Source organism: Collimonas sp., assembly GCF_039923675.1.
Lineage (GTDB): Bacteria > Pseudomonadota > Gammaproteobacteria > Burkholderiales > Burkholderiaceae_D > Collimonas.
The window spans coordinates 57,339-77,997 of sequence record NZ_JBDTCG010000015.1 but is presented as its reverse complement, the minus strand read 5'-3'; the positions used below and the strand labels follow the sequence as shown (position 1 = coordinate 77,997).

Sequence of the window (20,659 nt, the reverse complement as noted above, 5' to 3'; positions counted from 1 at the left end):
TTAAATTAAGCCACGAACGATTTTTTGAAATCAGCAACGGCAGCGGACAATGCAGCTTCGCCATCTTTATCGAGTTGCTTGGTTTCTTCGATCTTTTGCAGCAAAGGCGCGTGGCTGGTCTTCATGAAGCTGTGCAGACCGCTTTCGAACGGCAGTACTTGCTTGACGTCGATGCTGTCCAGGAAGCCCTTGTTGACCGCAAACAAAGTCACAGCCATCAGCGAAATCGACAACGGCGAGTATTGCGCCTGCTTCAACAGCTCGGTTACGCGTGCACCGCGGTCCAGCTGCTTGCGGGTCGCTTCGTCGAGGTCGGAAGCAAACTGAGCAAACGCAGCCAGTTCGCGATACTGCGCCAAGTCGGTACGGATACCGCCGGACAGGTTCTTGATCACTTTGGTCTGAGCAGCACCACCAACGCGCGACACCGAAATACCGGCGTTGATCGCAGGACGGATACCGGCGTTGAACAAGGAAGTTTCCAGGAAGATCTGACCGTCGGTAATCGAAATCACGTTGGTCGGAACGAACGCGGAAACGTCGCCAGCCTGGGTTTCGATGATCGGCAAAGCAGTCAGCGAACCAGTCTTGCCCTTGACTTCACCCTTGGTGAAATCTTCGACGTACTTTTCGTTCACGCGTGCTGCGCGTTCCAGCAAACGGCTGTGGAGGTAGAACACGTCGCCAGGATAAGCTTCACGGCCTGGTGGACGGCGCAGCAGCAGCGATACCTGACGATATGCAACAGCTTGCTTCGACAGATCGTCATACACGATCAGCGCGTCTTCACCGCGGTCACGGAAATATTCGCCCATTGCGCAGCCGGAGTAAGCCGACAGATATTGCATCGCAGCCGACTCGGAAGCCGATGCAGCAACAACGATGGTGTATTCCATGGCGCCGTGTGCTTCCAGCGAGCGCACGATGTTCTTGATCGACGATGCTTTTTGACCGATAGCGACATAGATACATGTCACGTCCTGGCCCTTTTGATTGATGATCGCATCAATCGCCACAGCAGTCTTGCCGGTTTGACGGTCGCCGATGATCAGTTCGCGCTGACCGCGGCCGATCGGCACCATCGAGTCGATCGACTTGATGCCGGTCTGCATTGGCTGCGAAACGGATTGACGGGCAATAACGCCTGGAGCGATCTTTTCAATCGGCGCTGTCAGCTTGGTGTTGACCGGACCCTTGCCGTCGATAGGCTGGCCCAGTGCGTTCACTACACGGCCGCGCAGTTCCGGACCGATAGGCACTTCCAGGATACGGCCGGTACATTTGACTGTATCGCCTTCGGAAATGTGCTCGAAGTCGCCCAGGATAACGGCGCCGACGGAATCGCGCTCGAGGTTCAGCGCGAGGCCGAATGTGTTGCCCGGGAATTCCAGCATCTCACCTTGCATCACGTCAGACAGACCATGGATACGGCAGATACCGTCGGACACGGAAATAACCGTGCCTTGATTGCGAATTTCAGCGGTATCGCCAAGGCCTTGAATCCGGCTCTTGATCAGTTCGCTGATTTCAGACGCGTTGAGTTGCATATAAACTCCTAAATATTTTTCGTTGCTTAGGCAATGGCGTCAGCAGGTCCGATTACGCTGCCAGGGCAGCGTGCAGTTCCTGCAGCTTGGCGCGTACCGACGTGTCGAGCACTTCATCACCAACCATTACGCGGACACCGCCGATCAGCGAGTTATCCACAGTGACCGACGGGTTCAGCTTACGGCCGAATTTCTTTTCCAGCGTGGCGATCAAATCCTTCACTTGCGCTTCGGTCATTTCGAAAGCGCTGGTGATCTCAGCATCGGCAGCGCCTTCCTGTGCGTTCTTCAGCACATGAAATTGCTCGGCGATTTCCGGCAACGCCATCAAACGGCCGTTATCAACCAGCATGGCGACGAAGTTCTTGACTTCGGCACTGGCTGCCTGCGGCGATTTCAACAGCGCCAGAAACGTATCAGCGGCTTGCTGATGCGAGACGGCAGGATTTTGCGCCAGCGCCTTGACCTCGGGATGGGACACCACTTGTCCCATTTCCGACATCAGGTTGGCCCAGGCTGTCAGATCTTGCGATTTGGCGACACGGAACAGCGCTTCTGCATAAGGGCGAGCAATCGTTGCAAGTTCTGCCATGATTACAGCTCTGTTTTCAGTTGGTTCAGCAAATCGGCGTGAGCAGCAGAGTTGACTTCGCGCTTGAGGATCTGTTCGGCGCCTTTGACCGCGAGGGTCGCAACGTCGCCGCGCAATGCTTCGCGAGCTTTAGTCATTTGCTGTTCTGCTTCGGCTTTGGCGTTAGCGATGATACGAGCAGCTTCTTCAGCAGCAGTTTTCTTGGCTTCGTCGACAATCGCCTGGCCGCGCTTTTCAGCGTCGCCAATGCGCTTTTGACCTTCGTCGCGCGCGGTTGCCAGTTCTGCCGAAGCGCGCTTTTCAGCGGCTGCCAGGTCTGCCTTGCCGCGGTCCGCGGCTGCCAGGCCGTCCGCAATCTTCTTGGCGCGCTCATCGAGCGCTTTTATCAACGGCGGCCAGATGAATTTCATCGTGAACAACGCGAGGATAAAGAAGACTACGAACTGAGCAAGCAATGTTGCATTTAAGTTCATAGTAATTTCCTTCTCAGAATAACGTGGGCTGAAATGCTTTCAGCCGATTCGGTTACGCTCGATTAAATTACTTAGGAACGAATGGATTTGCGAATGCGAACAACATGGCGATACCAACACCGATCAGGAACGCAGCGTCAATCAGACCAGCCAGCAGGAACATCTTGGTTTGCAGGGTGTTCATCAGTTCTGGTTGACGTGCCGATGCTTCCAGGTACTTACCGCCCATGATCGCGATACCGATACAAGCACCGATAGCGCCCAAACCGATGATCAAACCACAAGCCAAAGCAACAAAAGACAGATCAGTCATGACAATTCCTTCAAAGTTAAGTGAATACAAAAATTAATACAAAAAATTAATACAAGAATTAATACGCAAACAGATACAAAAACTAAAACACCAGATTCAAAACCGATTAATGCGACTCATGCGCCTGGCCGATATACACCAGGGTCAGCATCATGAAAATAAACGCTTGCAACAACACGATCAGGATGTGGAAGATCGCCCAGATCGAACCGGCAATCACGTGCCCGACAAAACCGAACGCAGTCGCTGTGGAACCCAGCAGCGCGATCAACAGGAACAACAGTTCGCCGGCATACATGTTGCCGAACAGCCGCATCGCCAGCGATACAGTCTTTGCAGCAAATTCGATCAGGTTCAACAGCAGATTGGCGGGAGCCAGCCAGATACCGAAAGGCGCCGCGACCAGTTCATGCAGGAAGCCGCCGATACCTTTGATCTTGAAGCTGTAATACAGCATCAGCACCAGCACGCCCAGGGCGATACCCATGGTGCCGTTGAGGTCGGCGGTCGGCACTACGCGGTGATGCGAAATGACGCCTTCCAAACCAATCCATTTGAAGAAGAAGGAAAACATGTCGACCGGCAGGAAGTCGAGCGAATTCATCAGCGCAACCCAGACGAACACCGTCAACGCCAGCGGTGCGATGAAGCTACGGTCACCATGCACAATGCCTTTGGCCTGGTCGTCAACCATCTCGACCACCATTTCGACGAAAGCCTGGAAACGGCCTGGCACACCGGCCGTCGCTTTACGCGCGGCCAGGTACATCAGCAGGCTGCCGAGCACGCCGGCGAATACTGACCAGAAAATGGTGTCGATATTGATGATCGAAAAATCGACTATCTTGACTTGATGGCCGTTGGCAAAATGTCCAAGGTGATGGACGATATATTCTGAGGGGGTTAGTGCTTCGCTTGGGGCTACAGTCATGATCGATGTCTAAAAAGTAAGATTATGTAACTTTTAAGTACCACGATGAAGCTGACGATAAAGGCCGGCCAATTCAAATCGTGATACAACCATACGACCGCGCCAATCAGCGCAATCGTTGTAGCAATTTTGACAAACTCGCCGATGAAAAAAGACATCGGGTTGGCGCCGCCTGGTTTGCGCGCGCTGATATAAAGACGGAGAGCAAACAGTCCGTTGGGAACCGCGCAACACACCCCACCTAACAGCGCGGAACAGAATCCGGGTACGCCGGCTAACAAACCTGCGATACACGCCAGCACGACCGTAGTAACAAATTGCATAAGCACGATGCGCAGCATACTGACCCAATAATGTGCGAAAACGACTCGCTTAACAGAACGCGGTTGCAGTGTGTTGATGCAGCGCAGTTATCTCGCAACGACCACGCCGTTGCTAAGAACTTACCAGTCTACGGCTGATTTAGAAGCCCGAGGATTATAAAGGCTGGGCGCGGCTTTCGTCAAACTTTTGCTGCCGAATCATAAGCTTATACAACAAATGATAATGGCTCCAATTGCCTTCGCCGATCAAATCTTTGGGACCAATCCGTGAATTCGTCTACACGATTAATCTGCATTGATGCACCCAAATGGTGAGCCGCAAAAATCTGTCGTCCGGTCTTCCATGTTTCGCTTTGTAACTTACTCCGCACCTTTCAGGCGAGTAATCAGACCGTCCAAGGTATCCAGATCGGAAAAATCGATAATCAACTGGCCGCGGTTTTTAGCCGCCGTCTTGATGGTCACCTGCGTCGCCAGCAGATCCGACAACTCTTCTTCCAGACGGGCGATGTCGCGTGACTTTTCTTTATTTTTAGGCGGACGGTTCGCCGCTTCCGCTTCGGTGGTGGCGCGCGCCACCAGTTTTTCGGTATCGCGCACCGACATGCGCTTGGCCACCACCTGGTTCGCCAGCGTGATCTGGGTCGCCGCATCGACCGCCAGCAGCGCCCGTGCATGGCCCATGTCGATATCGCCCGCCATCAGCATGGTTTGTACCGGCTTGGCCAGGTTCAGCAAACGCAACAGGTTCGATACCGCGCTGCGCGAGCGCCCTACCGATACCGCCGCCTGCTCGTGGGTGAAGCTGAAATCGGTGATAAGGCGATGGATGCCTTGTGCTTCTTCCAGCGGATTCAGGTCCTCGCGCTGCATGTTTTCGATCAGCGCCATCGCGGCAGTGGTCTGGTCGTCAACATCCTTAACCAATACCGGCACCTCAATCAGCCCCGCCATCTGCGCCGCCCGGAAGCGGCGCTCGCCGGCGATGATTTCATAGTGCTGGGCGCCATTGTGCAAAGCAATCGGCCGCACCAGGATCGGCTGCAGCAAGCCCTGCTCCTTGATCGACGACGCCAGTTCGGCCAGCGCGCCTTCATCCATGCGGGTACGCGGCTGGTATTTGCCGGCCTGCATGACAGTCACCGCCAACACTGAAGGTGCGCCGGCAATCGTCGGCACCGCATCTGTGATATCGGTCGATCCGCCCAGTAAAGCTTCGAGACCGCGACCCAGTCCTTTTGATTTTTTCGTGACCATCTTTTCCTACCGTAGATTACTGATTACACGCCGAAAGGCCTGTGGATAACTCTGTGGGCAACCCATGAATAAAACGGGAATAAGCTGTGGTTAAACCCATGGATAACTATGTGTACTACCCCTGTATTACCTGTGCACTACATGCTTTTGATGCGCTCTACCATCTCGGCGCCAAAGGCGATGTAAGCTTGCGCGCCCTTGGAAGCGGCATCAAAACTCACGCCTGGCATGCCATACGACGGCGCTTCCGCCAGACGCACGTTGCGCGGAATCACTGTCTTGAATACCTTGTCGCCAAAATGCTTTTCCAGTTCGTCCGACACTTGTTGCGATAAAGTCATGCGCGGATCGAACATGACGCGCAGCAAGCCGATGATCTTCAAGTCCGGATTCAGGTTGGCGTGCACCTTCTTGATGGTGTTCACCAGGTCCGATAAGCCTTCCAGCGCGTAGTACTCGCATTGCATCGGGATGATGACGCCGTTGGCCGCACACAGGCCGTTCAGGGTCAGCATCGACAGCGCCGGCGGACAGTCGATCAGGATGAAATCGTATTCGTCGGCAACGCTGGCAAATGCATCTTTCAGGCGCTTTTCGCGATTTTCCAGCTCGACCATTTCCACTTCGGCGCCTGCCAGTTCACGGTTCGCCGGCAATACATCGAAGCCGCCGGTCTCGGACGTCTTGCGTACCGACTTGATATCCGACATCCCCAACAGCACTTCATAAATCGTGGCGGCCAGCGTACCTTTATTGATTCCCGCGCCCATCGTGGCGTTCCCTTGCGGGTCCAGATCGGCCAGCAATACGCGCTGATTCAGCTGCGCCAGGCCGGCGGCCAGATTGACGGCGGTGGTGGTTTTACCGACTCCGCCCTTTTGATTGGCGACACAAAATATTTTTGCCATGTAGTGGTCAGGTCGTTATTTAATTGGTTGATAACTTGATGCCAAAGCCGATCAGGAAAAATCCTGCGGCCTTGGAGGCGAATGCGGCAATACGGCGATTGTGTCCCAGGCGCTTGGCGGCATGGTTACCAAGCAGTACCAACAGACTACCGTAAATAAATGCGCAACTGGAAATGATTGCGCCCATCGTCAAAAATGTCACGCCGCGAGTATGAAAAAAGGCGGTCATGGTAGTCCGGCTCCTGTTATGGATTGCTGCGCTTGATAAATATCAGATGGCGTTCCGCGTCCAGCCCGGGCACCGCCACCGGCCTTATTTCCGTGACTTGCCAGCCAGCCGGCAAGCGGGCGATTTCCTCGTCCGGCTTGACGCCTTTCAGTGCGATGAACTGGCCATCATTTGTCAACAAATGCGCCGACCAGTTGATGAAATCGGCCAACTCGGCAAACGCACGCGATGTGATCACGTCGAATTTCTGCGTCACCTGCAGCTGCTCTACCTTTGCCGTATGCACGCTGACATTGCTCAATCCCAGCTCGGCTTTCACCTGTGTCAGGAACGCCGTTTTCTTGTGCACCGTGTCGATCATGGACACACGCATCGACGGCTTGGCCTTGGCCGCCCAGATCGCCAGGATCATCCCTGGCAAGCCGCCGCCGGCGCCGACATCCAGCACATGCCCGGCTTCAGCGAAGGCCGGCACCACCGCGAGCGAGTCCAGCAAATGGTGGGTCATCATCTGCGCCGGTTCACGGATCGAAGTCAGGTTATAGACCTTGTTCCACTTGGCCAGCAGGTTGAGATAAGCCAGTAATTGCTGTTCTTGCTGCGGATCCAGCGTGATGCCTATTTTTTGTGCACCTTGCTGCAGGCTCGCGTCCAATAGTGCGGTCTGCGTTGAACTCATGTTGCCGCTCCACGATTATGCTGGCAATTACCTGCCAGGTCGTTAATTTTCATGCAAGCCATTCTCACCTCAAGCCGCCTGGTCATCGGCATTCAGGCGCTTCATCCCACCCTTTTTCAGATGCACCAGCAACAGCGACAATGCCGCCGGCGTGATGCCGGAAATGCGCGAAGCCTGGCCGAAGGTTTCTGGCCGATGCAGATTCAGCTTCTGCCGTACTTCGATCGACAACGCCTGGACTTCCATGTAATCGAGGTCGGCCGGCAATTTCAGGTTTTCATTGTGTTCGTGGCGCTCTACTTCGCGCGCCTGGCGATCGATATAGCCGGCGTACTTGACCTGGATTTCGACCTGTTCCTTGACGCTGTCATCTTGCACGCCCGGACCGCCGAGCTCCTGGCCATCGACACCCTTCAGCGTCATTAATTGTTCATAAGTAACATTTGGCCGGCGCAGCAAATCCATCAGGGCATATTCCCGTTCCATCGGTTTGCCCAGCAAACGCTCTGCTTCGGCATTGGCGACGATGCGCGGATTGACCCAGGTCGATCGCAGGCGCTCCATCTCGACGGCGACCGCTTCGCGCTTTTTCTCGAACTGCGCCCATTGCACATCGCCGACACAGCCAAGCTGGCGGCCGGTTTCGGTCAGGCGCAAGTCGGCGTTATCTTCGCGCAGGCTCAGGCGATATTCGGCGCGGCTGGTGAACATGCGATATGGCTCTTGCACACCTTGAATTATCAGGTCGTCGACCAGCACGCCGAGATAAGCTTGATCGCGCCGCGGCGTCCAGGCATCGCGTTCTTGTGTTTGCAATGCAGCGTTGAGACCGGCCAGCATCCCTTGCGCCGCAGCCTCTTCGTAACCGGTGGTGCCATTGATCTGGCCCGCAAAGTACAGGCCCTGGATCATCTTGGTTTCGAGCGAAGCCTTCAAACCGCGCGGGTCGAAGTAGTCATATTCGATGGCGTAGCCGGGACGCAGGATGTGAGCATTTTCCAGACCACGCATCGAATGGACCAAAGCCAGCTGCACATCGAATGGCAGGCTTGTCGAAATACCATTAGGGTAAAACTCGTTGGTGGTCAGCCCTTCTGGTTCCAGGAATATCTGGTGCGAATCCTTGCCGGCGAAGCGATGGATCTTGTCCTCGATCGATGGACAGTAGCGCGGACCAACTCCCTCGATCACGCCCGTGTACATCGGGCTGCGGTCGAGGCCGGCGCGGATGATATCGTGCGTTTGCTGGTTGGTATGGGTAATCCAGCATGGCAGTTGTGCCGGATGCATCCCGGCATTGCCCATGACGGAAAATACCGGAACCGGGTCAAGATCCCCCGGTTGCGGCTCCATGACCGAAAAATCGATAGTGCGGCCGTCAATGCGTGGCGGCGTCCCTGTCTTCAGCCGCCCTTGCGGCAACTTCAACTCTTTCAGACGTGCCGACAAGGAAATCGCCGGAGGATCGCCGGCGCGGCCTGCCGAATAATTATTCAAGCCGACGTGGATTTTCCCGTCCAGGAAAGTACCGGCGGTCAGCACCACCGCCCTGCTCAGAAAGCGAATCCCCACCTGAGTGACAGCACCAACGACACGATCTCCATCCACAATCAGATCATCCACCGCCTGCTGAAACAACCACAGGTTTTCCTGATTTTCCAGGCGCGAACGGATGGCTTGCTTGTACAAGATACGGTCAGCTTGCGCGCGGGTTGCGCGTACCGCCGGGCCCTTGGAGGAATTCAGGATGCGAAACTGGATACCCGCTTCATCGGTGGCAATTGCCATTGCACCGCCCATGGCGTCGACTTCTTTCACAAGATGGCCCTTGCCTATCCCGCCAATCGAAGGATTGCAGGACATCTGGCCCAAGGTCTCGATATTGTGAGTCAACAATAGCGTTTTTTGGCCCATGCGGGCGGAAGCCAGCGCGGCTTCGGTGCCGGCGTGGCCGCCGCCAACGACGATTACATCAAAATGTGTAGGAAAAAGCATAGTGCGCCTCTTGGAGACGATGAATAACGGTGAGCAGAGGGGTGATTATAAACCTAGAAGTGGTGGCGGGACGCGTCCGAGTGTGCTTTTGCCAGGATGCCTGACAGCGTTGCTCCTCCTTGCAGGGAAATCCCTGCTGCGATCGTCTCGCTTTGTCACGCATCCTGGCAAAAGCACAATCGGATGCGTAACGTTCTCTGCGCATATGTGAACTATTTAACCCTTCCCCAACCAGTCAAACGCAAACTTTCAAATGCAGATAAGTGGTCCACCGCCACTTCTAGGTTTATGCATGCAGCGCTGACATTGATTCCTGTGCTGGACATACAACAGATGTTTCACGTGGAACATTAGGCATTTAGCTTTGTTTGCGAACAGAAAAAGCAAAACGGCGATTGTTTCACGTGGAACAATCGCCGTTTTGTTTGGAAGCTTGGGGAAGCTATCTTAGAAAAGCATCATAGCCAGTCTTCAAAATCAATACCGACACTACAAACAAGAACAGCTTTCGTACAAAACCACTCCCATGTCTGAGTGCGAGCCTGGTACCTAACAGCGAACCACCGACATTGCAGATAGCCATAATCAATCCAAGTTGCCAGATGATATGTCCGCTATATCCAAACCAAAGCAAAGCGGCCAAATTGGTAGCAACGTTGATCACCTTGGATACTGCGGAAGCCGCAAGGAAATCGAAGCCGAAAAATCGCACAAACAGGAAAATCAGGAAGCTACCTGTACCAGGGCCGAAAACACCGTCATAAAATCCGATGCCGCCACCGATCAACATCGCCAATAGCTTCTCTTTCGAGCCGGTATGCAAGGGCGCGTGAATACTGCCGAAATCTTTCTTCTTGATTGTGTAAATCGCTACCGCCAGTAAAATGAACGGCAGCGATTTCCGGATAGCTTCGGTAGGAATATGGGTAATGGTATAAGCACCCAGGAAGGCAAACAAGAATGCCGCTCCTGCAGCGGGCAAAGCAGAGTTCCAGGCAATCTTTACACGCTTGGCGAAATTCACCGCGGCGGCACCGGTACCGAAGATGCCGGCAAGTTTATTGGTGCCGAAGATCGTTGCGGGTGTGGCATTAGGCAACATCGCAAACAAGGCCGGAATCTGGATCAGGCCCCCTCCTCCAACTACCGCGTCAATCAAACCAGCGAGAAAACTGGCAAGCGCCAAAATAAGGAAATCCGGGAATAACTCAGGCATGGCATGTACGAACGAGGGGTGAAAAGAAAATGGCGAACATAGATGCCGCCAAGGCATAAAAGACACGCAATTCTACGTGCCAAACCTTGAGCCGGATTACGTCATGGCTATGATATTTAATCATAGCTGTCCAAGCATTTCCCTAGCTTGAGTCAGATCGCAAGCAGCGATGGATTTAAATAAGCAACATACGCCAAAATGAAGTATCTGCCTATTATTTAGGCAGAAGATTCGGGCCGGGCACTTAACAAAAAACCCGTACAAGACAAGCTATGTACGGGCTCTTGATTGGCGCCAAACTGCAGCGAAAAGATCAGCTGGTACCGGATGCCCGCTTCTTCAGCAGTGCTGAAATTTCACCAACAATTCCGCGCCGGAACGCCAGCACGCAAACGATAAAGATGAAACCGGTAACGATCGTTACCGATTCGCCAAGCCCGTTGAACCAGTCGATATGCGTGACCGCGGCAAGCCAGTTACCGATATCACCCAGCTTGTTTTCAAGCACTATAATAATGACTGCGCCGACGATAGGTCCGACGATCGTGCCCAAACCTCCAACCAATGTCATCAGCACCACCAGCCCGGACATGGTCCAGTGGACGTCGGTCAAAGTTGCAAAACCCAGAACCAAGGTCTTGGTAGAACCAGCCAGGCCCGATAACGCCGCCGACAAAACGAAGGCCAGCAGCTTGTAGCGATTGACGTCATAGCCGAGGGAAATGGCGCGCGGCTCATTTTCCTTGATGGCTTTCAACACCTGGCCGAATGGAGAATTTACCGTACGCACGATCAATGCAAAGCCGGCCACCGCAATCGCCAGCACCACATAATACAAAGTCAGGTCGTTGCCGAGATCGATGAAGCCGAGCAGATGTCCGCGCGGCACGCCTTGCAAACCATCCTCGCCGCCAGTGAACGGCATCTGCAGGCAAACGAAATACAGCATCTGCGCCAATGCCAGCGTGATCATGGTGAAATAAATCCCCTGCCGCCGGATCGCCAGGCTGCCCATCACCAGGCCGATCAGCGCGCCCGTCGCAGTGCCGGCGATCAACCCGAGTTCGGTCGGCAAGCCCAAAGTCTGCAAGGCATAACCGGCGACATAGCCTGCACCGCCAAAGAACGCAGCATGCCCAAACGACAACAATCCTGTAAAGCCGATCAGCAAATTGAAAGCGCAGGCGAACAGCGCGAAACAGATGATCTTCATCAGGAACACCGGATAGATACCGAACGGCACCGCCAGGGCCGCCAGCAACAGCAAGCCATAGCCGATTTTCTTATTCATGTTCATAGCTCTCCCATCGCTCCGGTTTTCACTTTTCTTTACCGAACAAGCCGGCAGGCCGGATCATCAGCACAATCGCCATCACCACAAACACCACAGTGGCCGAGGCTTCCGGATAGAACACCCGGGTCAGTCCCTCAATCACGCCCAGCGCCAGGCCGGTAATGATCGACCCCATGATGGAGCCCATGCCGCCGATCACCACAACCGCGAAGACGACGATAATCAGGTTGGAACCCATCAGTGGCGAGACCTGGATCACAGGCGCCGCCAGCACCCCGGCAAAGGCCGCCAAAGCGACGCCGAAGCCGTAGGTCAAGGTCACCATCAGCGGCACGTTGACGCCAAAGGCTTCCACCAGTTTCGGATTCTCGGTGCCGGCGCGCAAGTAAGCGCCGAGCTTGGTCTTCTCGATCACGAACCAGGTCGCAAAACAGACCGTCAGCGACGCCAGCACCACCCAGGCGCGGTAGTTCGGCAGTACCATGAAACCGAGATCGGTGGCGCCGCTCAAGGCATCAGGCACCGAATACGGCTGGCCGGAGACGCCGTAGAACGAACGGAAGATGCCCTCCACCATCAAGGTGATGCCGAAGGTCAGCAGCAGCCCGTAGACGTGATCCAGCTTGTATAGCCAGCGCAGCATGGTCTTTTCAATGATGATGCCGAACAGGCCCACCAGCAGCGGCGCCAGGGCCAGCATCACCCAGTAGTTCAGGTTGAAATAAGTCAGGCCGATCCAGGCCAGGAAAGCGCCCATCATGTACAGCGCGCCATGGGCGAAGTTGATGACGTTGAGCAGCCCGAAGATCACCGCCAGGCCCAGCGACAGCATGGCGTAGAACGAACCGTTGACCAACCCCAGCAGCAGCTGGCTCATCAAGGCTTGAAAGGGAATGCCGAAAATTTCCATGGCAATATCATCAAAAAATCACTCGTGCGAGTGAAGAACAATCAAACAGCGCAACGGCGTGCCGACCCCAGCAAGGATCAGCACGCTTATGACACGCCAGGCATATCGTCAGCCAAGACAGCGCAGGAAAATCAGCGCACCATCATTTCCACAGCGCGCATTTGGTTTCGGCCTTCGGTGTGAAAGCCTGCTCGCCAGAAATGGTCTCGATCTTGTTCAGATAGTCCCAAGGATATTTAGAATCGGCCGGCGCCTTGACCTGGTACAGCATCATGTCGTGCACCACACGGCCATCGGGACGCAGATAGGCGTTCTTCGCGTACATGTCGTTGAACTTGCTCTTGTGCAGTTGCGCCATGACCTTGTCGCCATCGTCGGTGCCTGTGGCTTTGACAGCGCTCAGGTATTGCATCGCCGCCGAGTAATCCCCTGCCTGCAAACTGGAAGGTTCTTTTTTCATCTTTTCAAAATAGCGTTTCGCCCAAGCGCGCGATTCCGCATTCTGATCCCAATACCAGCTGTCGGTCAGGTACATGCCCTGGGTCTGCTTCAAGGTCAGCGAATGGATGTCGTTGATGAAGACCAGCAAACCGGCCAGCTTGGCATTCTTGGTGACGCCAAATTCATTGGCGGCCTTCACCGCATTGATCAGGTCGCCGCCGGCATTAGCCAGGCCGATGATCTGCGCCTTGGACGATTGCGCCTGCAGCATGAACGAGGAAAAATCGGAGGCGTTGAGCGGGTGCTTGACCGAACCGAGTACCGTGCCGCCGGAAGACTTCACCACCGCAGTGGTGTCTTTTTCCAGCGAAGCGCCGAAAGCATAGTCAGCGGTGATGAAGTACCAGCTCTTGCCGCCCTGCTTCACCACCTGCGAACCGGTGCCATGCGCAAGCGCATAAGTATCGTAGGCGTAGTGCACGGTGTAAGGCGTGCATTCCTCATTGGTCAGGCGAGTGCTGCCGGCGCCGATTTCAAAGAAAGGCTTCTTCTTTTCAGCGGCGATTTTCGCCATCGCCAATGCCGTGCCGGAGTTGGTGCCGCCGATCAGCATGTCCAGGCCTTGCTGGTCGAACCACTCGCGCGCCTTGCTGGAAGCGATATCGGCTTTGTTCTGGTGATCCGCCATAATCAGTTCGATCTTCTTGCCGTTGATGCTGCCGCCCATGTCCGCAATCGCCATCTTGATGGCCTCGGCGCCGCCCGGACCGTCGATATCGGAGTAGACACTCGACATGTCGGTGATGAAACCGATCTTGATCACATCGCCCGAAATTTGCGCGGCTGCCGGCAGCGCAACACTGAAGGCGATCGTACTGCTCACGGCAACTGCCAGCGTCTTTAATTTGATATTCATTGTCTTCTCCAATTTTTTAAACGACCCGTTGTCCTGCAACCACGTTACATCAGCAGGACCTCCCTTACGCAAACCTACACACCCAGCAAAGCATTCAACACCGGCATCTTTTCTTCCAGCTGCGACGAGGCGAAGGACTCGACGATCTGGCCATGCTCCATCACATAAAAACGGTCCGCCAACGGCGCGGCAAAACGGAAGTTCTGCTCCACCATCACGATCGTATAGCTCTTGGATTTCAGGGTCGTGATCATGCGCGCCAACGCTTGCACGATCACCGGCGCCAGGCCTTCGGAAATTTCGTCCAGCAACAGCAGCCGCGCGCCCGTGCGCAATATCCGCGCGACTGCAAGCATCTGTTGTTCACCGCCTGAAAGCCGTGTGCCCTGGCTGTTCCGGCGCTCTTTCAGGTTGGGAAACATGTCGTAGATTTCTTCCACCGACATGCCCTTTTCGGTGCTCGATAACGACGGCGGCAAGAGTAAGTTTTCTTCGGTAGAAAGCGAGGAAAAAATCCCGCGTTCTTCCGGACAATAACCGACGCCATGATGCGCAATCTTGTAGGTCGGCAGCGCGATCGTCTCAACCCCGCCGATCTTGATCGAGCCCTTGCGGGCGCCGGTCAGGCCCATGATCGCGCGCATGGTGGTGGTGCGGCCGGCGCCGTTGCGACCCAGTAGCGTCACCACCTCGCCCTTGTGCACGCTCAGGTTCACATTGTGCAAGATGTGCGATTCGCCGTACCAGGCTTGCAGGTTTTCGATGCTCAGCGCTACTGTACCCTGGCCGCCAACTGCAGCATTGATTGACGAAGAATGAACGGCAGACATCAATGTGCTCCCACCAGTGCTTCGGTCGTGGTGCCCATATAGGCCTCCATTACCAACGGATTCTTCGATACTTCCTCATAGCGCCCTTCCGCCAGCATGGCGCCGCGCTGCAGCACGCTGATCTTGTCGCAGATGCCGGACACCACATTCATGTTGTGCTCCACCATCAGGATCGTGCGGCCCACAGACACCTTCTTGATCAGCGCCGTGACCCGATCCACATCCTCGTGCCCCATGCCCTGCGTCGGCTCATCCAGCAGCATCAGTTCAGGCTCCATGCTCAGCGTGGTTGCTATTTCCAGCGCGCGCTTGCGACCGTAGGGCAAGTCAACCGTCAGGGTATCGGCAAACTCGGTCAGGTCGACTTCCGCCAACAGCTCCATCGCGCGCTGGTTCAACTGCGCCAGCGACTTGCCGCTCTTCCAGAAGTGGTAGGACGTGCCAAGCGAGCGCTGCAAACCAATGCGGACATTCTCCATCACGCTCAGGTGCGGAAACACTGCCGATATCTGGAATGAACGGATGATGCCCTGGCGCGCGATCTGGGCCGGCGCATCGGCGGTAATGTCGCGGCCGTTGAACAGGATCTGGCCGGAAGTCGGAATCAGGAATTTAGTCAGTAAATTGAAGCAAGTCGTTTTCCCGGCGCCGTTAGGACCGATCAATGCGTGGATATGGCCACGCTCAACCTGCAGGTTGACGGCATTGACGGCCGTAAACCCCCTGAACTCTTTCGTCAGGTTTTTTGTCTCCAAGATGATGTCGGTCATCCAGTCTCCCATTGATGTTGCTTTATTCGGAACATCCCGCGCTGATAGATACTATTGCATGTACCTTATCAGCCTTATATTTTTTACGGATACTACCGGCGCCACTCTAACGGGGCAATACGTAGAAATACTATACAAAAACTGAGGAGAAAATCAGTCATGTCTTACAAAATAATTTAAAACGCACAACAAACCAACCATCAGTAACGCTCTTCCCTGATGAATTTTGCCGCCATTTCCGCAATCATCAAGGTCGGTGAATTGGTGTTGCCGGAGGTGATGGTCGGCATCACCGAAGCGTCAACCACGCGCAAGCCCCCCACTCCCTTGACCCGCAGCTTGCTGTCGACCACCGCCATCGCATCGTCGGCACGTCCCATCTTGCAGGTCCCCACCGGGTGGAATATAGTGGTGCCCACTTCACCGGCGGCCTTGATCAGATCCTCCTCGGTACGGTATTGCAGTCCAGGTTTGAATTCTTCGGGAGCGTACTTTCGCAATGCCGGCGCCGCGGCAATTTTACGGGTCAATAATACCGAAGCAGCGGCGACCTTGCGGTCTTCCTCAGTTGCCAGGTAATTCAAGGTGATTTTAGGCGCATTCTCGGCAATGCCTGAACCAATCCTCACATGGCCACGCGAAGTAGGACGCAAATTGCATACGCTGGCGGTAAAAGCGGGAAATGCATGCAAAGGATCACCGAATTTCTCCAGCGACAATGGTTGCACGTGATACTCCAGATTGGCCGTGATTTGCGCCGGGTCGGACTTGGCAAACGCCCCCAGTTGCGAAGGCGCCATCGACATCGGACCGCTCTGCGTCAACAGATATTCCATGCCGATTTTCGCCTTGCCAAACCAGCTGTTACTCATCCCATTCAGGGTTTTCACGCCGCTGACTGTAAAAGCCATGCGGATCTGCAAATGGTCTTGCAGGTTCTCCCCGACACCCGGCGTATCCTGCATCACAGGGATCTGGTGCAGCTGCAATAAAGCCGCCGGACCAATGCCTGACATCTGCAAAATATGCGGTGAGCCCACAGCGCCTGCACTCAGCAACGTCTCGCGGCCGGCCTCGGCATTCCATTCCCTGCCACCACCTGAAAATTCAACGCCTTTGCAGACCAGCCCCTGCTCGCCACGTTCAAGCACCAGGCGCTTGACGTGGCAGCCTGTCATGATATCCAGGTTGCCGCGCCGCGTCGCCGAACGTAAAAATGCCTTCGACGCATTCCAGCGGATACCGCGCTTTTGGTTGACGTCGAAATAGCCGGACCCTTCATTGTCGCCACAGTTGAAATCATCGATTTTAGGGATACCGGTTTCCGCTGCGGCGTCCCGGAATGCGTCAAGTATTTTCCATGACAACCGCTGCTTTTCCACCCTCCATTCGCCGCCGGCGCCGTGAAATTCGCTGGCGCCTTTATAGTGGTCTTCGCTCTTTTTAAACAGCGGTAGGACCTCCTCCCAGCGCCATGACGGATCGCCCGTGAGTTGCGCCCATTGATCATAATCGCGCGCCTGGCCGCGCATGTAAATCATGCCGTTGATCGAGGAACTTCCTCCCAATACTTTACCGCGCGGATATAGCAATCTGCGGCCATTCAGGCCGACATCCGGCTCGGTTTTATATAGCCAGTCGGTGCGAGGATTATTGATGCAATACAGATAGCCGACAGGAATATGGATCCAGATATAATCATCTTTTGCGCCTGCTTCTATCAGCAGCACCTTGACCGAACTATCTTGTGTCAAACGGTTCGCCAGCACGCAGCCCGCGGTCCCTGCACCGATGATGATGTAGTCGTACTTGCCTGCTGATTCCATGCGCCTCTTTCTATTTTTTTTCGATTTGTTCTTTTAATTTTTATTCAAAAGTAGAAAAACTTTTTCCACAAAAAGCACAAAATCACGAACAAAAATCAAAAGAAGATCTTAAGTTCTTGTTCGTGAATTTATTGCTTTTCTTGGATAGTATTTTCAAATAATATAATAATTATTTATATTGTTTATACTATTTATTTAGCGACCGGCATGGTGAACTCCGCGCCCTTGGAAATCGTCTGCGGCCAGCGCTGCATAATCGATTTGTAGCGCGTATAAAAACGCACGCCTTCTTCGCCATAGGCATGCGCATCGCCAAACAATGAGCGCTTCCAGCCACCGAACGAGTGCCATGCCATCGGCACAGGAATCGGCACATTGACGCCCACCATGCCAGCTTCCACCCGCCGTGAAAACTCGCGCGCGGTATTGCCATCCGAAGTAAACAGCGCAACGCCATTACCGAATTCATGGGCGTTGATCAGGTTCACGGCGGAGGCAAAATCTGGCACCCGCACGATGCACAGAACCGGACCGAAAATCTCTTCCTGATAGATTTTCATTTCCGGCGTGACCTGATCGAACAGCGATCCGCCGAGGAAGAAACCTTGTTCGAGACCAGGCACTTTCAAGCCACGCCCATCGACCAGCAACTTGGCGCCGGCAGCAACGCCGCCCTCGATATAGCCTTCGATTTTTTCCTTATGCACGGCAGTGACCACCGGCCCCATTTCCGCATCGGCTTCCATTCCGTTCTTGATCTTCAAAGCCTTCACGCGAGGGATCAATGCCGCAATCAATTTGTCTGCAACATTACCCACCGCGACAGCAACCGAAATCGCCATGCAACGTTCGCCGGCTGAACCATAGGCCGCGCCCATCAAGGCATCGACAGCCTGATCCAGATCCGCATCCGGCATCACCACCAGGTGATTCTTGGCGCCGCCCAACGCTTGCACTCTCAGTGGATACGCACCTTTGCGCTTGGCGCCTTCCTGGTAAATATATTCTGCAATCGGCGTCGAACCGACAAACGACACCGCCTTGACATCCGGATGCTGCAACAAAGTATCCACCGCCAGCTTGTCGCCCTGCACCACATTGAATACACCATCCGGCAAACCGGCCTGCTTAAACAGATCAGCCATCATCAGCGATGCCGAGGGGTCGCGTTCCGATGGTTTCAAGATAAAGGTATTGCCAGTCGCAATCGCCATCGGCGCCATCCACAACGGCACCATCACCGGAAAATTGAAAGGCGTAATGCCGACGGTAACGCCGAGAGGCTGACGCAGGTTCCAGTTATCGATGCCGCCGCCGATATTGTCGGTAAACTGACTTTTCAACAGTTGCGGAGCGCCGCATGCAAATTCAACGATTTCAATACCGCGTGTAACCTCTCCTTTAGCGTCGGAAAACACCTTGCCATGTTCACGCGTGATCGCCGCTGCCAACGCATCGTGATGTTGCTCCATCAACTCCTTGAACTTGAACATCACCCGCGCACGCTTCAGCGGTGCCGTATCAGCCCAAGCGGGCGCTGCCGCCGATGCTGCGGCTACCGCTGCGTTCACTTCTTCAACACTGCCCAACACAACTCTGGCGGAAACCGCGCCAGTCGCCGGATTGAAAACATCTTGTTGGCGGCCGCTGGCCGATTCCGTCACTTTGCCATTGATGTAATGCTGAATCAGGGGGGTGGAGCTTGATGATGTGGTCATAAGGATTCCTTTGGTTGGGTCTGGGTTGAATTTGATCTGTATTATTTTTTGCCCAGAATATCGTTAGCCACGCCAACAATCCAATGAGTTATGATCAACAGCATTATAAGAAATACTAATAACGAATCCGTCACGATTAAAATTTAAGCACATGGACCTCATCCAACTTCTCGCCTTCGTCACGGTCGCCCGTGAGGGAAATCTGACGCGCGCAGCAGAATTGCTGCATGTCACCCAGCCGGCTGTCAGCCTGCAAATCAAATCGCTGCAAACTAGTTTGAACCTGCAATTGTTCACCCGCATCCCCAGTGGCATGGCGTTGACCGATGAAGGCGTCAAGTTACTGCCTTTTGCCGAACGTGCGATTGCGGTCATGTCTGAACTGCGCCAACAGGCCGCCAGCTTACATCCAAGCAACTCTAAAATACTGAGTGGAAAACTCGCCATCGGCACCATTCTCGACCCTGAATTTATCCGGCTTGGCGCTTTTCTCCAGCGTCTGGTGGAAAGTTATCCACAGCTTTCTACACAATTGCAGCACAGCATGTCAGGAGATGTTTTGCAGCAAATCAAGTCCGGCCGCCTCGATGTCGGCTACTACCTAGGTACGCCAAATAAGAATTTTCACCGGCTCACACTGACACAGTTTACTTACTGCGTGCTTGCACCATCGGGTTGGAAAAGTCGGATTTCCGGAAAAGACTGGCCGGCTTTGGCAAAATTGCCCTGGATCTGGACCCCGCCGGAGTCGGCGCATCATCGCTTACTCAGTAAAACGTTTGCACAATATAAAGTTACGCCGAATAAAGTTGCCTTGGTTGACCAGGAACCATCAATGCTCGATCTGGTGAAATCCGGCGTCGGGCTTTCTCTTGTCAGAGAATCAATTGCATTACGCGAAGCCCATGCGCATGGCTTGGTCATTTCCGATACGGTCAATTTATCCACAGAACTTTCGTTTATTACACTGGATAAACGTAAAGAAGAACCGGTGATTGCCGCTGTATTCGCCATATTGGAAACAATTTGGAAAAACTGATCTTCTGAAAGCTGGTTTTAGGGGGTAATCCCCCCCTGTTTCCAGATTTCTGGGCTCTTCGTGTTTACGTTTACTGATTTATATATATAAATAGTAGTAGTAGTTAACGCCCTGCTTTTCTGTGGATAAGTCTACATTTGACTATTCATTCAATCACTTACAGCTTGGATAAGCGCTGAGTAAACCTTGTATCTGGAAAGAACATTTCTTGGATAAAAATAAGGTTGTGCATAACTGCTTCGCTTATGCACATTGGATTCCTATAGTTATCCAAAGACTTATCCACAGTTGTATTTCTGCATCTCTTTAATCTCAACTTTCTTTGCAATTTCTTTCCTTGATTTACCAAAGCCCGTTCTTAAAAAAACAATTTTCTGAAAAAATTGTTTTTTTAACTTCATTTTTAAAATTCTTTTTTTTAAAGCAACTTCAACAGAAAAAGCTTTTCGGTT

20 protein-coding genes are annotated in these 20,659 nt (G+C 53.9%); 1 reads left to right on the top strand and 19 read right to left on the bottom strand.

What is annotated here, in order from left to right; genetic code table 11:
- Positions 1 to 5 precede the first annotated feature (5 nt).
- From atpA to ABI171_RS03140, 19 genes are all read right to left on the bottom strand, one after another.
- The gene (atpA, locus tag ABI171_RS03230; RefSeq protein WP_038494300.1) at positions 6 to 1,547 is read right to left on the bottom strand and encodes a F0F1 ATP synthase subunit alpha; all 1,542 of its coding nucleotides are present in this window, start codon (positions 1,545 to 1,547) and stop codon (positions 6 to 8) included.
- Between the two features lie 52 nt (positions 1,548 to 1,599).
- Positions 1,600 to 2,139, bottom strand: coding sequence for a F0F1 ATP synthase subunit delta (locus ABI171_RS03225; RefSeq protein ID WP_348091169.1), 540 nt, complete (start codon positions 2,137 to 2,139; stop codon positions 1,600 to 1,602).
- Between the two features lie 2 nt (positions 2,140 to 2,141).
- On the bottom strand, positions 2,142 to 2,612 hold the full coding sequence (locus ABI171_RS03220) for a F0F1 ATP synthase subunit B (protein WP_348091168.1): 471 nt from the start codon (positions 2,610 to 2,612) through the stop codon (positions 2,142 to 2,144).
- Between the two features lie 67 nt (positions 2,613 to 2,679).
- Positions 2,680 to 2,925: a F0F1 ATP synthase subunit C gene (gene atpE / locus ABI171_RS03215; RefSeq protein WP_038494309.1), complete on the bottom strand. Its 246-nt coding sequence runs from the start codon at positions 2,923 to 2,925 to the stop codon at positions 2,680 to 2,682.
- Positions 2,926 to 3,031: 106 nt separating this feature from the next.
- Positions 3,032 to 3,856 carry a F0F1 ATP synthase subunit A gene (gene atpB, locus ABI171_RS03210; protein WP_348091167.1) on the bottom strand — a complete coding sequence of 275 codons (825 nt, stop codon included), beginning with the start codon at positions 3,854 to 3,856 and terminating at the stop codon, positions 3,032 to 3,034.
- Positions 3,853 to 4,197: an ATP synthase subunit I gene (locus ABI171_RS03205; RefSeq protein ID WP_348091166.1), complete on the bottom strand. Its 345-nt coding sequence runs from the start codon at positions 4,195 to 4,197 to the stop codon at positions 3,853 to 3,855. Before ABI171_RS03205 ends, atpB begins: the two co-directional genes overlap by 4 nt.
- A gap of 342 nt (positions 4,198 to 4,539) precedes the next feature.
- On the bottom strand, positions 4,540 to 5,436 hold the full coding sequence (locus tag ABI171_RS03200) for a ParB/RepB/Spo0J family partition protein (protein WP_348091165.1): 897 nt from the start codon (positions 5,434 to 5,436) through the stop codon (positions 4,540 to 4,542).
- A gap of 137 nt (positions 5,437 to 5,573) precedes the next feature.
- Positions 5,574 to 6,344 (bottom strand): AAA family ATPase, encoded by a 771-nt coding sequence (locus ABI171_RS03195; protein ID WP_348091164.1) that lies wholly within the window; start codon positions 6,342 to 6,344, stop codon positions 5,574 to 5,576.
- A gap of 19 nt (positions 6,345 to 6,363) precedes the next feature.
- Positions 6,364 to 6,573: a hypothetical protein gene (locus tag ABI171_RS03190; RefSeq protein WP_348091163.1), complete on the bottom strand. Its 210-nt coding sequence runs from the start codon at positions 6,571 to 6,573 to the stop codon at positions 6,364 to 6,366.
- Positions 6,574 to 6,589: 16 nt separating this feature from the next.
- Positions 6,590 to 7,252, bottom strand: a complete 663-nt coding sequence (gene rsmG / locus ABI171_RS03185) for a 16S rRNA (guanine(527)-N(7))-methyltransferase RsmG (protein WP_348091162.1) — start codon at positions 7,250 to 7,252, stop codon at positions 6,590 to 6,592.
- A 69-nt stretch (positions 7,253 to 7,321) separates the two neighbouring features.
- Positions 7,322 to 9,247 carry a tRNA uridine-5-carboxymethylaminomethyl(34) synthesis enzyme MnmG gene (gene mnmG, locus ABI171_RS03180; RefSeq protein WP_348091161.1) on the bottom strand — a complete coding sequence of 642 codons (1,926 nt, stop codon included), beginning with the start codon at positions 9,245 to 9,247 and terminating at the stop codon, positions 7,322 to 7,324.
- Positions 9,248 to 9,689: 442 nt separating this feature from the next.
- Complete coding sequence (locus tag ABI171_RS03175) at positions 9,690 to 10,463, bottom strand: TSUP family transporter (RefSeq protein ID WP_348091160.1); 774 nt, start codon at positions 10,461 to 10,463, stop codon at positions 9,690 to 9,692.
- Positions 10,464 to 10,776: 313 nt separating this feature from the next.
- On the bottom strand, positions 10,777 to 11,754 hold the full coding sequence (locus ABI171_RS03170; protein WP_348091159.1) for a branched-chain amino acid ABC transporter permease: 978 nt from the start codon (positions 11,752 to 11,754) through the stop codon (positions 10,777 to 10,779).
- Positions 11,755 to 11,782: 28 nt separating this feature from the next.
- A complete protein-coding gene (locus ABI171_RS03165; protein ID WP_348091158.1) occupies positions 11,783 to 12,667 on the bottom strand; it encodes a branched-chain amino acid ABC transporter permease in 885 nt (294 codons plus the stop codon).
- 142 nt (positions 12,668 to 12,809) lie between these two features.
- Positions 12,810 to 14,018 carry an ABC transporter substrate-binding protein gene (locus ABI171_RS03160; protein ID WP_348091203.1) on the bottom strand — a complete coding sequence of 403 codons (1,209 nt, stop codon included), beginning with the start codon at positions 14,016 to 14,018 and terminating at the stop codon, positions 12,810 to 12,812.
- Between the two features lie 80 nt (positions 14,019 to 14,098).
- The gene (locus ABI171_RS03155; RefSeq protein ID WP_348091157.1) at positions 14,099 to 14,854 is read right to left on the bottom strand and encodes an ABC transporter ATP-binding protein; all 756 of its coding nucleotides are present in this window, start codon (positions 14,852 to 14,854) and stop codon (positions 14,099 to 14,101) included.
- Positions 14,854 to 15,624: an ABC transporter ATP-binding protein gene (locus ABI171_RS03150; protein ID WP_348091156.1), complete on the bottom strand. Its 771-nt coding sequence runs from the start codon at positions 15,622 to 15,624 to the stop codon at positions 14,854 to 14,856. The genes ABI171_RS03155 and ABI171_RS03150 overlap by 1 nt, the downstream gene beginning before the upstream one ends.
- A gap of 200 nt (positions 15,625 to 15,824) precedes the next feature.
- The gene (locus tag ABI171_RS03145) at positions 15,825 to 17,450 is read right to left on the bottom strand and encodes a GMC family oxidoreductase N-terminal domain-containing protein (RefSeq protein ID WP_348091155.1); all 1,626 of its coding nucleotides are present in this window, start codon (positions 17,448 to 17,450) and stop codon (positions 15,825 to 15,827) included.
- Positions 17,451 to 17,641: 191 nt separating this feature from the next.
- Complete coding sequence (locus ABI171_RS03140; protein WP_348091154.1) at positions 17,642 to 19,168, bottom strand: CoA-acylating methylmalonate-semialdehyde dehydrogenase; 1,527 nt, start codon at positions 19,166 to 19,168, stop codon at positions 17,642 to 17,644.
- Between the two features lie 151 nt (positions 19,169 to 19,319).
- Between ABI171_RS03140 and ABI171_RS03135 the strand changes: the two genes are divergently transcribed.
- Positions 19,320 to 20,207, top strand: coding sequence for a LysR family transcriptional regulator (locus tag ABI171_RS03135; protein WP_348091153.1), 888 nt, complete (start codon positions 19,320 to 19,322; stop codon positions 20,205 to 20,207).
- Positions 20,208 to 20,659 lie beyond the last annotated feature (452 nt).

Bases quoted from the DNA above. Each gene is read 5' to 3' on its own strand.
- atpA (WP_038494300.1), bottom strand. From the start codon at position 1,547: ATGCAACTCAACGCGTCTGAAATCAGCGAACTGATCAAGAGCCGGATT.
- ABI171_RS03225 (WP_348091169.1), bottom strand. From the start codon at position 2,139: ATGGCAGAACTTGCAACGATTGCTCGCCCTTATGCAGAAGCGCTGTTC.
- ABI171_RS03220 (WP_348091168.1), bottom strand. From the start codon at position 2,612: ATGAACTTAAATGCAACATTGCTTGCTCAGTTCGTAGTCTTCTTTATC.
- atpE (WP_038494309.1), bottom strand. From the start codon at position 2,925: ATGACTGATCTGTCTTTTGTTGCTTTGGCTTGTGGTTTGATCATCGGT.
- atpB (WP_348091167.1), bottom strand. From the start codon at position 3,856: ATGACTGTAGCCCCAAGCGAAGCACTAACCCCCTCAGAATATATCGTC.
- ABI171_RS03205 (WP_348091166.1), bottom strand. From the start codon at position 4,197: ATGCTGCGCATCGTGCTTATGCAATTTGTTACTACGGTCGTGCTGGCG.
- ABI171_RS03200 (WP_348091165.1), bottom strand. From the start codon at position 5,436: ATGGTCACGAAAAAATCAAAAGGACTGGGTCGCGGTCTCGAAGCTTTA.
- ABI171_RS03195 (WP_348091164.1), bottom strand. From the start codon at position 6,344: ATGGCAAAAATATTTTGTGTCGCCAATCAAAAGGGCGGAGTCGGTAAA.
- ABI171_RS03190 (WP_348091163.1), bottom strand. From the start codon at position 6,573: ATGACCGCCTTTTTTCATACTCGCGGCGTGACATTTTTGACGATGGGC.
- rsmG (WP_348091162.1), bottom strand. From the start codon at position 7,252: ATGAGTTCAACGCAGACCGCACTATTGGACGCGAGCCTGCAGCAAGGT.
- mnmG (WP_348091161.1), bottom strand. From the start codon at position 9,247: ATGCTTTTTCCTACACATTTTGATGTAATCGTCGTTGGCGGCGGCCAC.
- ABI171_RS03175 (WP_348091160.1), bottom strand. From the start codon at position 10,463: ATGCCTGAGTTATTCCCGGATTTCCTTATTTTGGCGCTTGCCAGTTTT.
- ABI171_RS03170 (WP_348091159.1), bottom strand. From the start codon at position 11,754: ATGAATAAGAAAATCGGCTATGGCTTGCTGTTGCTGGCGGCCCTGGCG.
- ABI171_RS03165 (WP_348091158.1), bottom strand. From the start codon at position 12,667: ATGGAAATTTTCGGCATTCCCTTTCAAGCCTTGATGAGCCAGCTGCTG.
- ABI171_RS03155 (WP_348091157.1), bottom strand. From the start codon at position 14,854: ATGTCTGCCGTTCATTCTTCGTCAATCAATGCTGCAGTTGGCGGCCAG.
- ABI171_RS03150 (WP_348091156.1), bottom strand. From the start codon at position 15,624: ATGACCGACATCATCTTGGAGACAAAAAACCTGACGAAAGAGTTCAGG.
- ABI171_RS03145 (WP_348091155.1), bottom strand. From the start codon at position 17,450: ATGGAATCAGCAGGCAAGTACGACTACATCATCATCGGTGCAGGGACC.
- ABI171_RS03140 (WP_348091154.1), bottom strand. From the start codon at position 19,168: ATGACCACATCATCAAGCTCCACCCCCCTGATTCAGCATTACATCAAT.
- ABI171_RS03135 (WP_348091153.1), top strand. From the start codon at position 19,320: ATGGACCTCATCCAACTTCTCGCCTTCGTCACGGTCGCCCGTGAGGGA.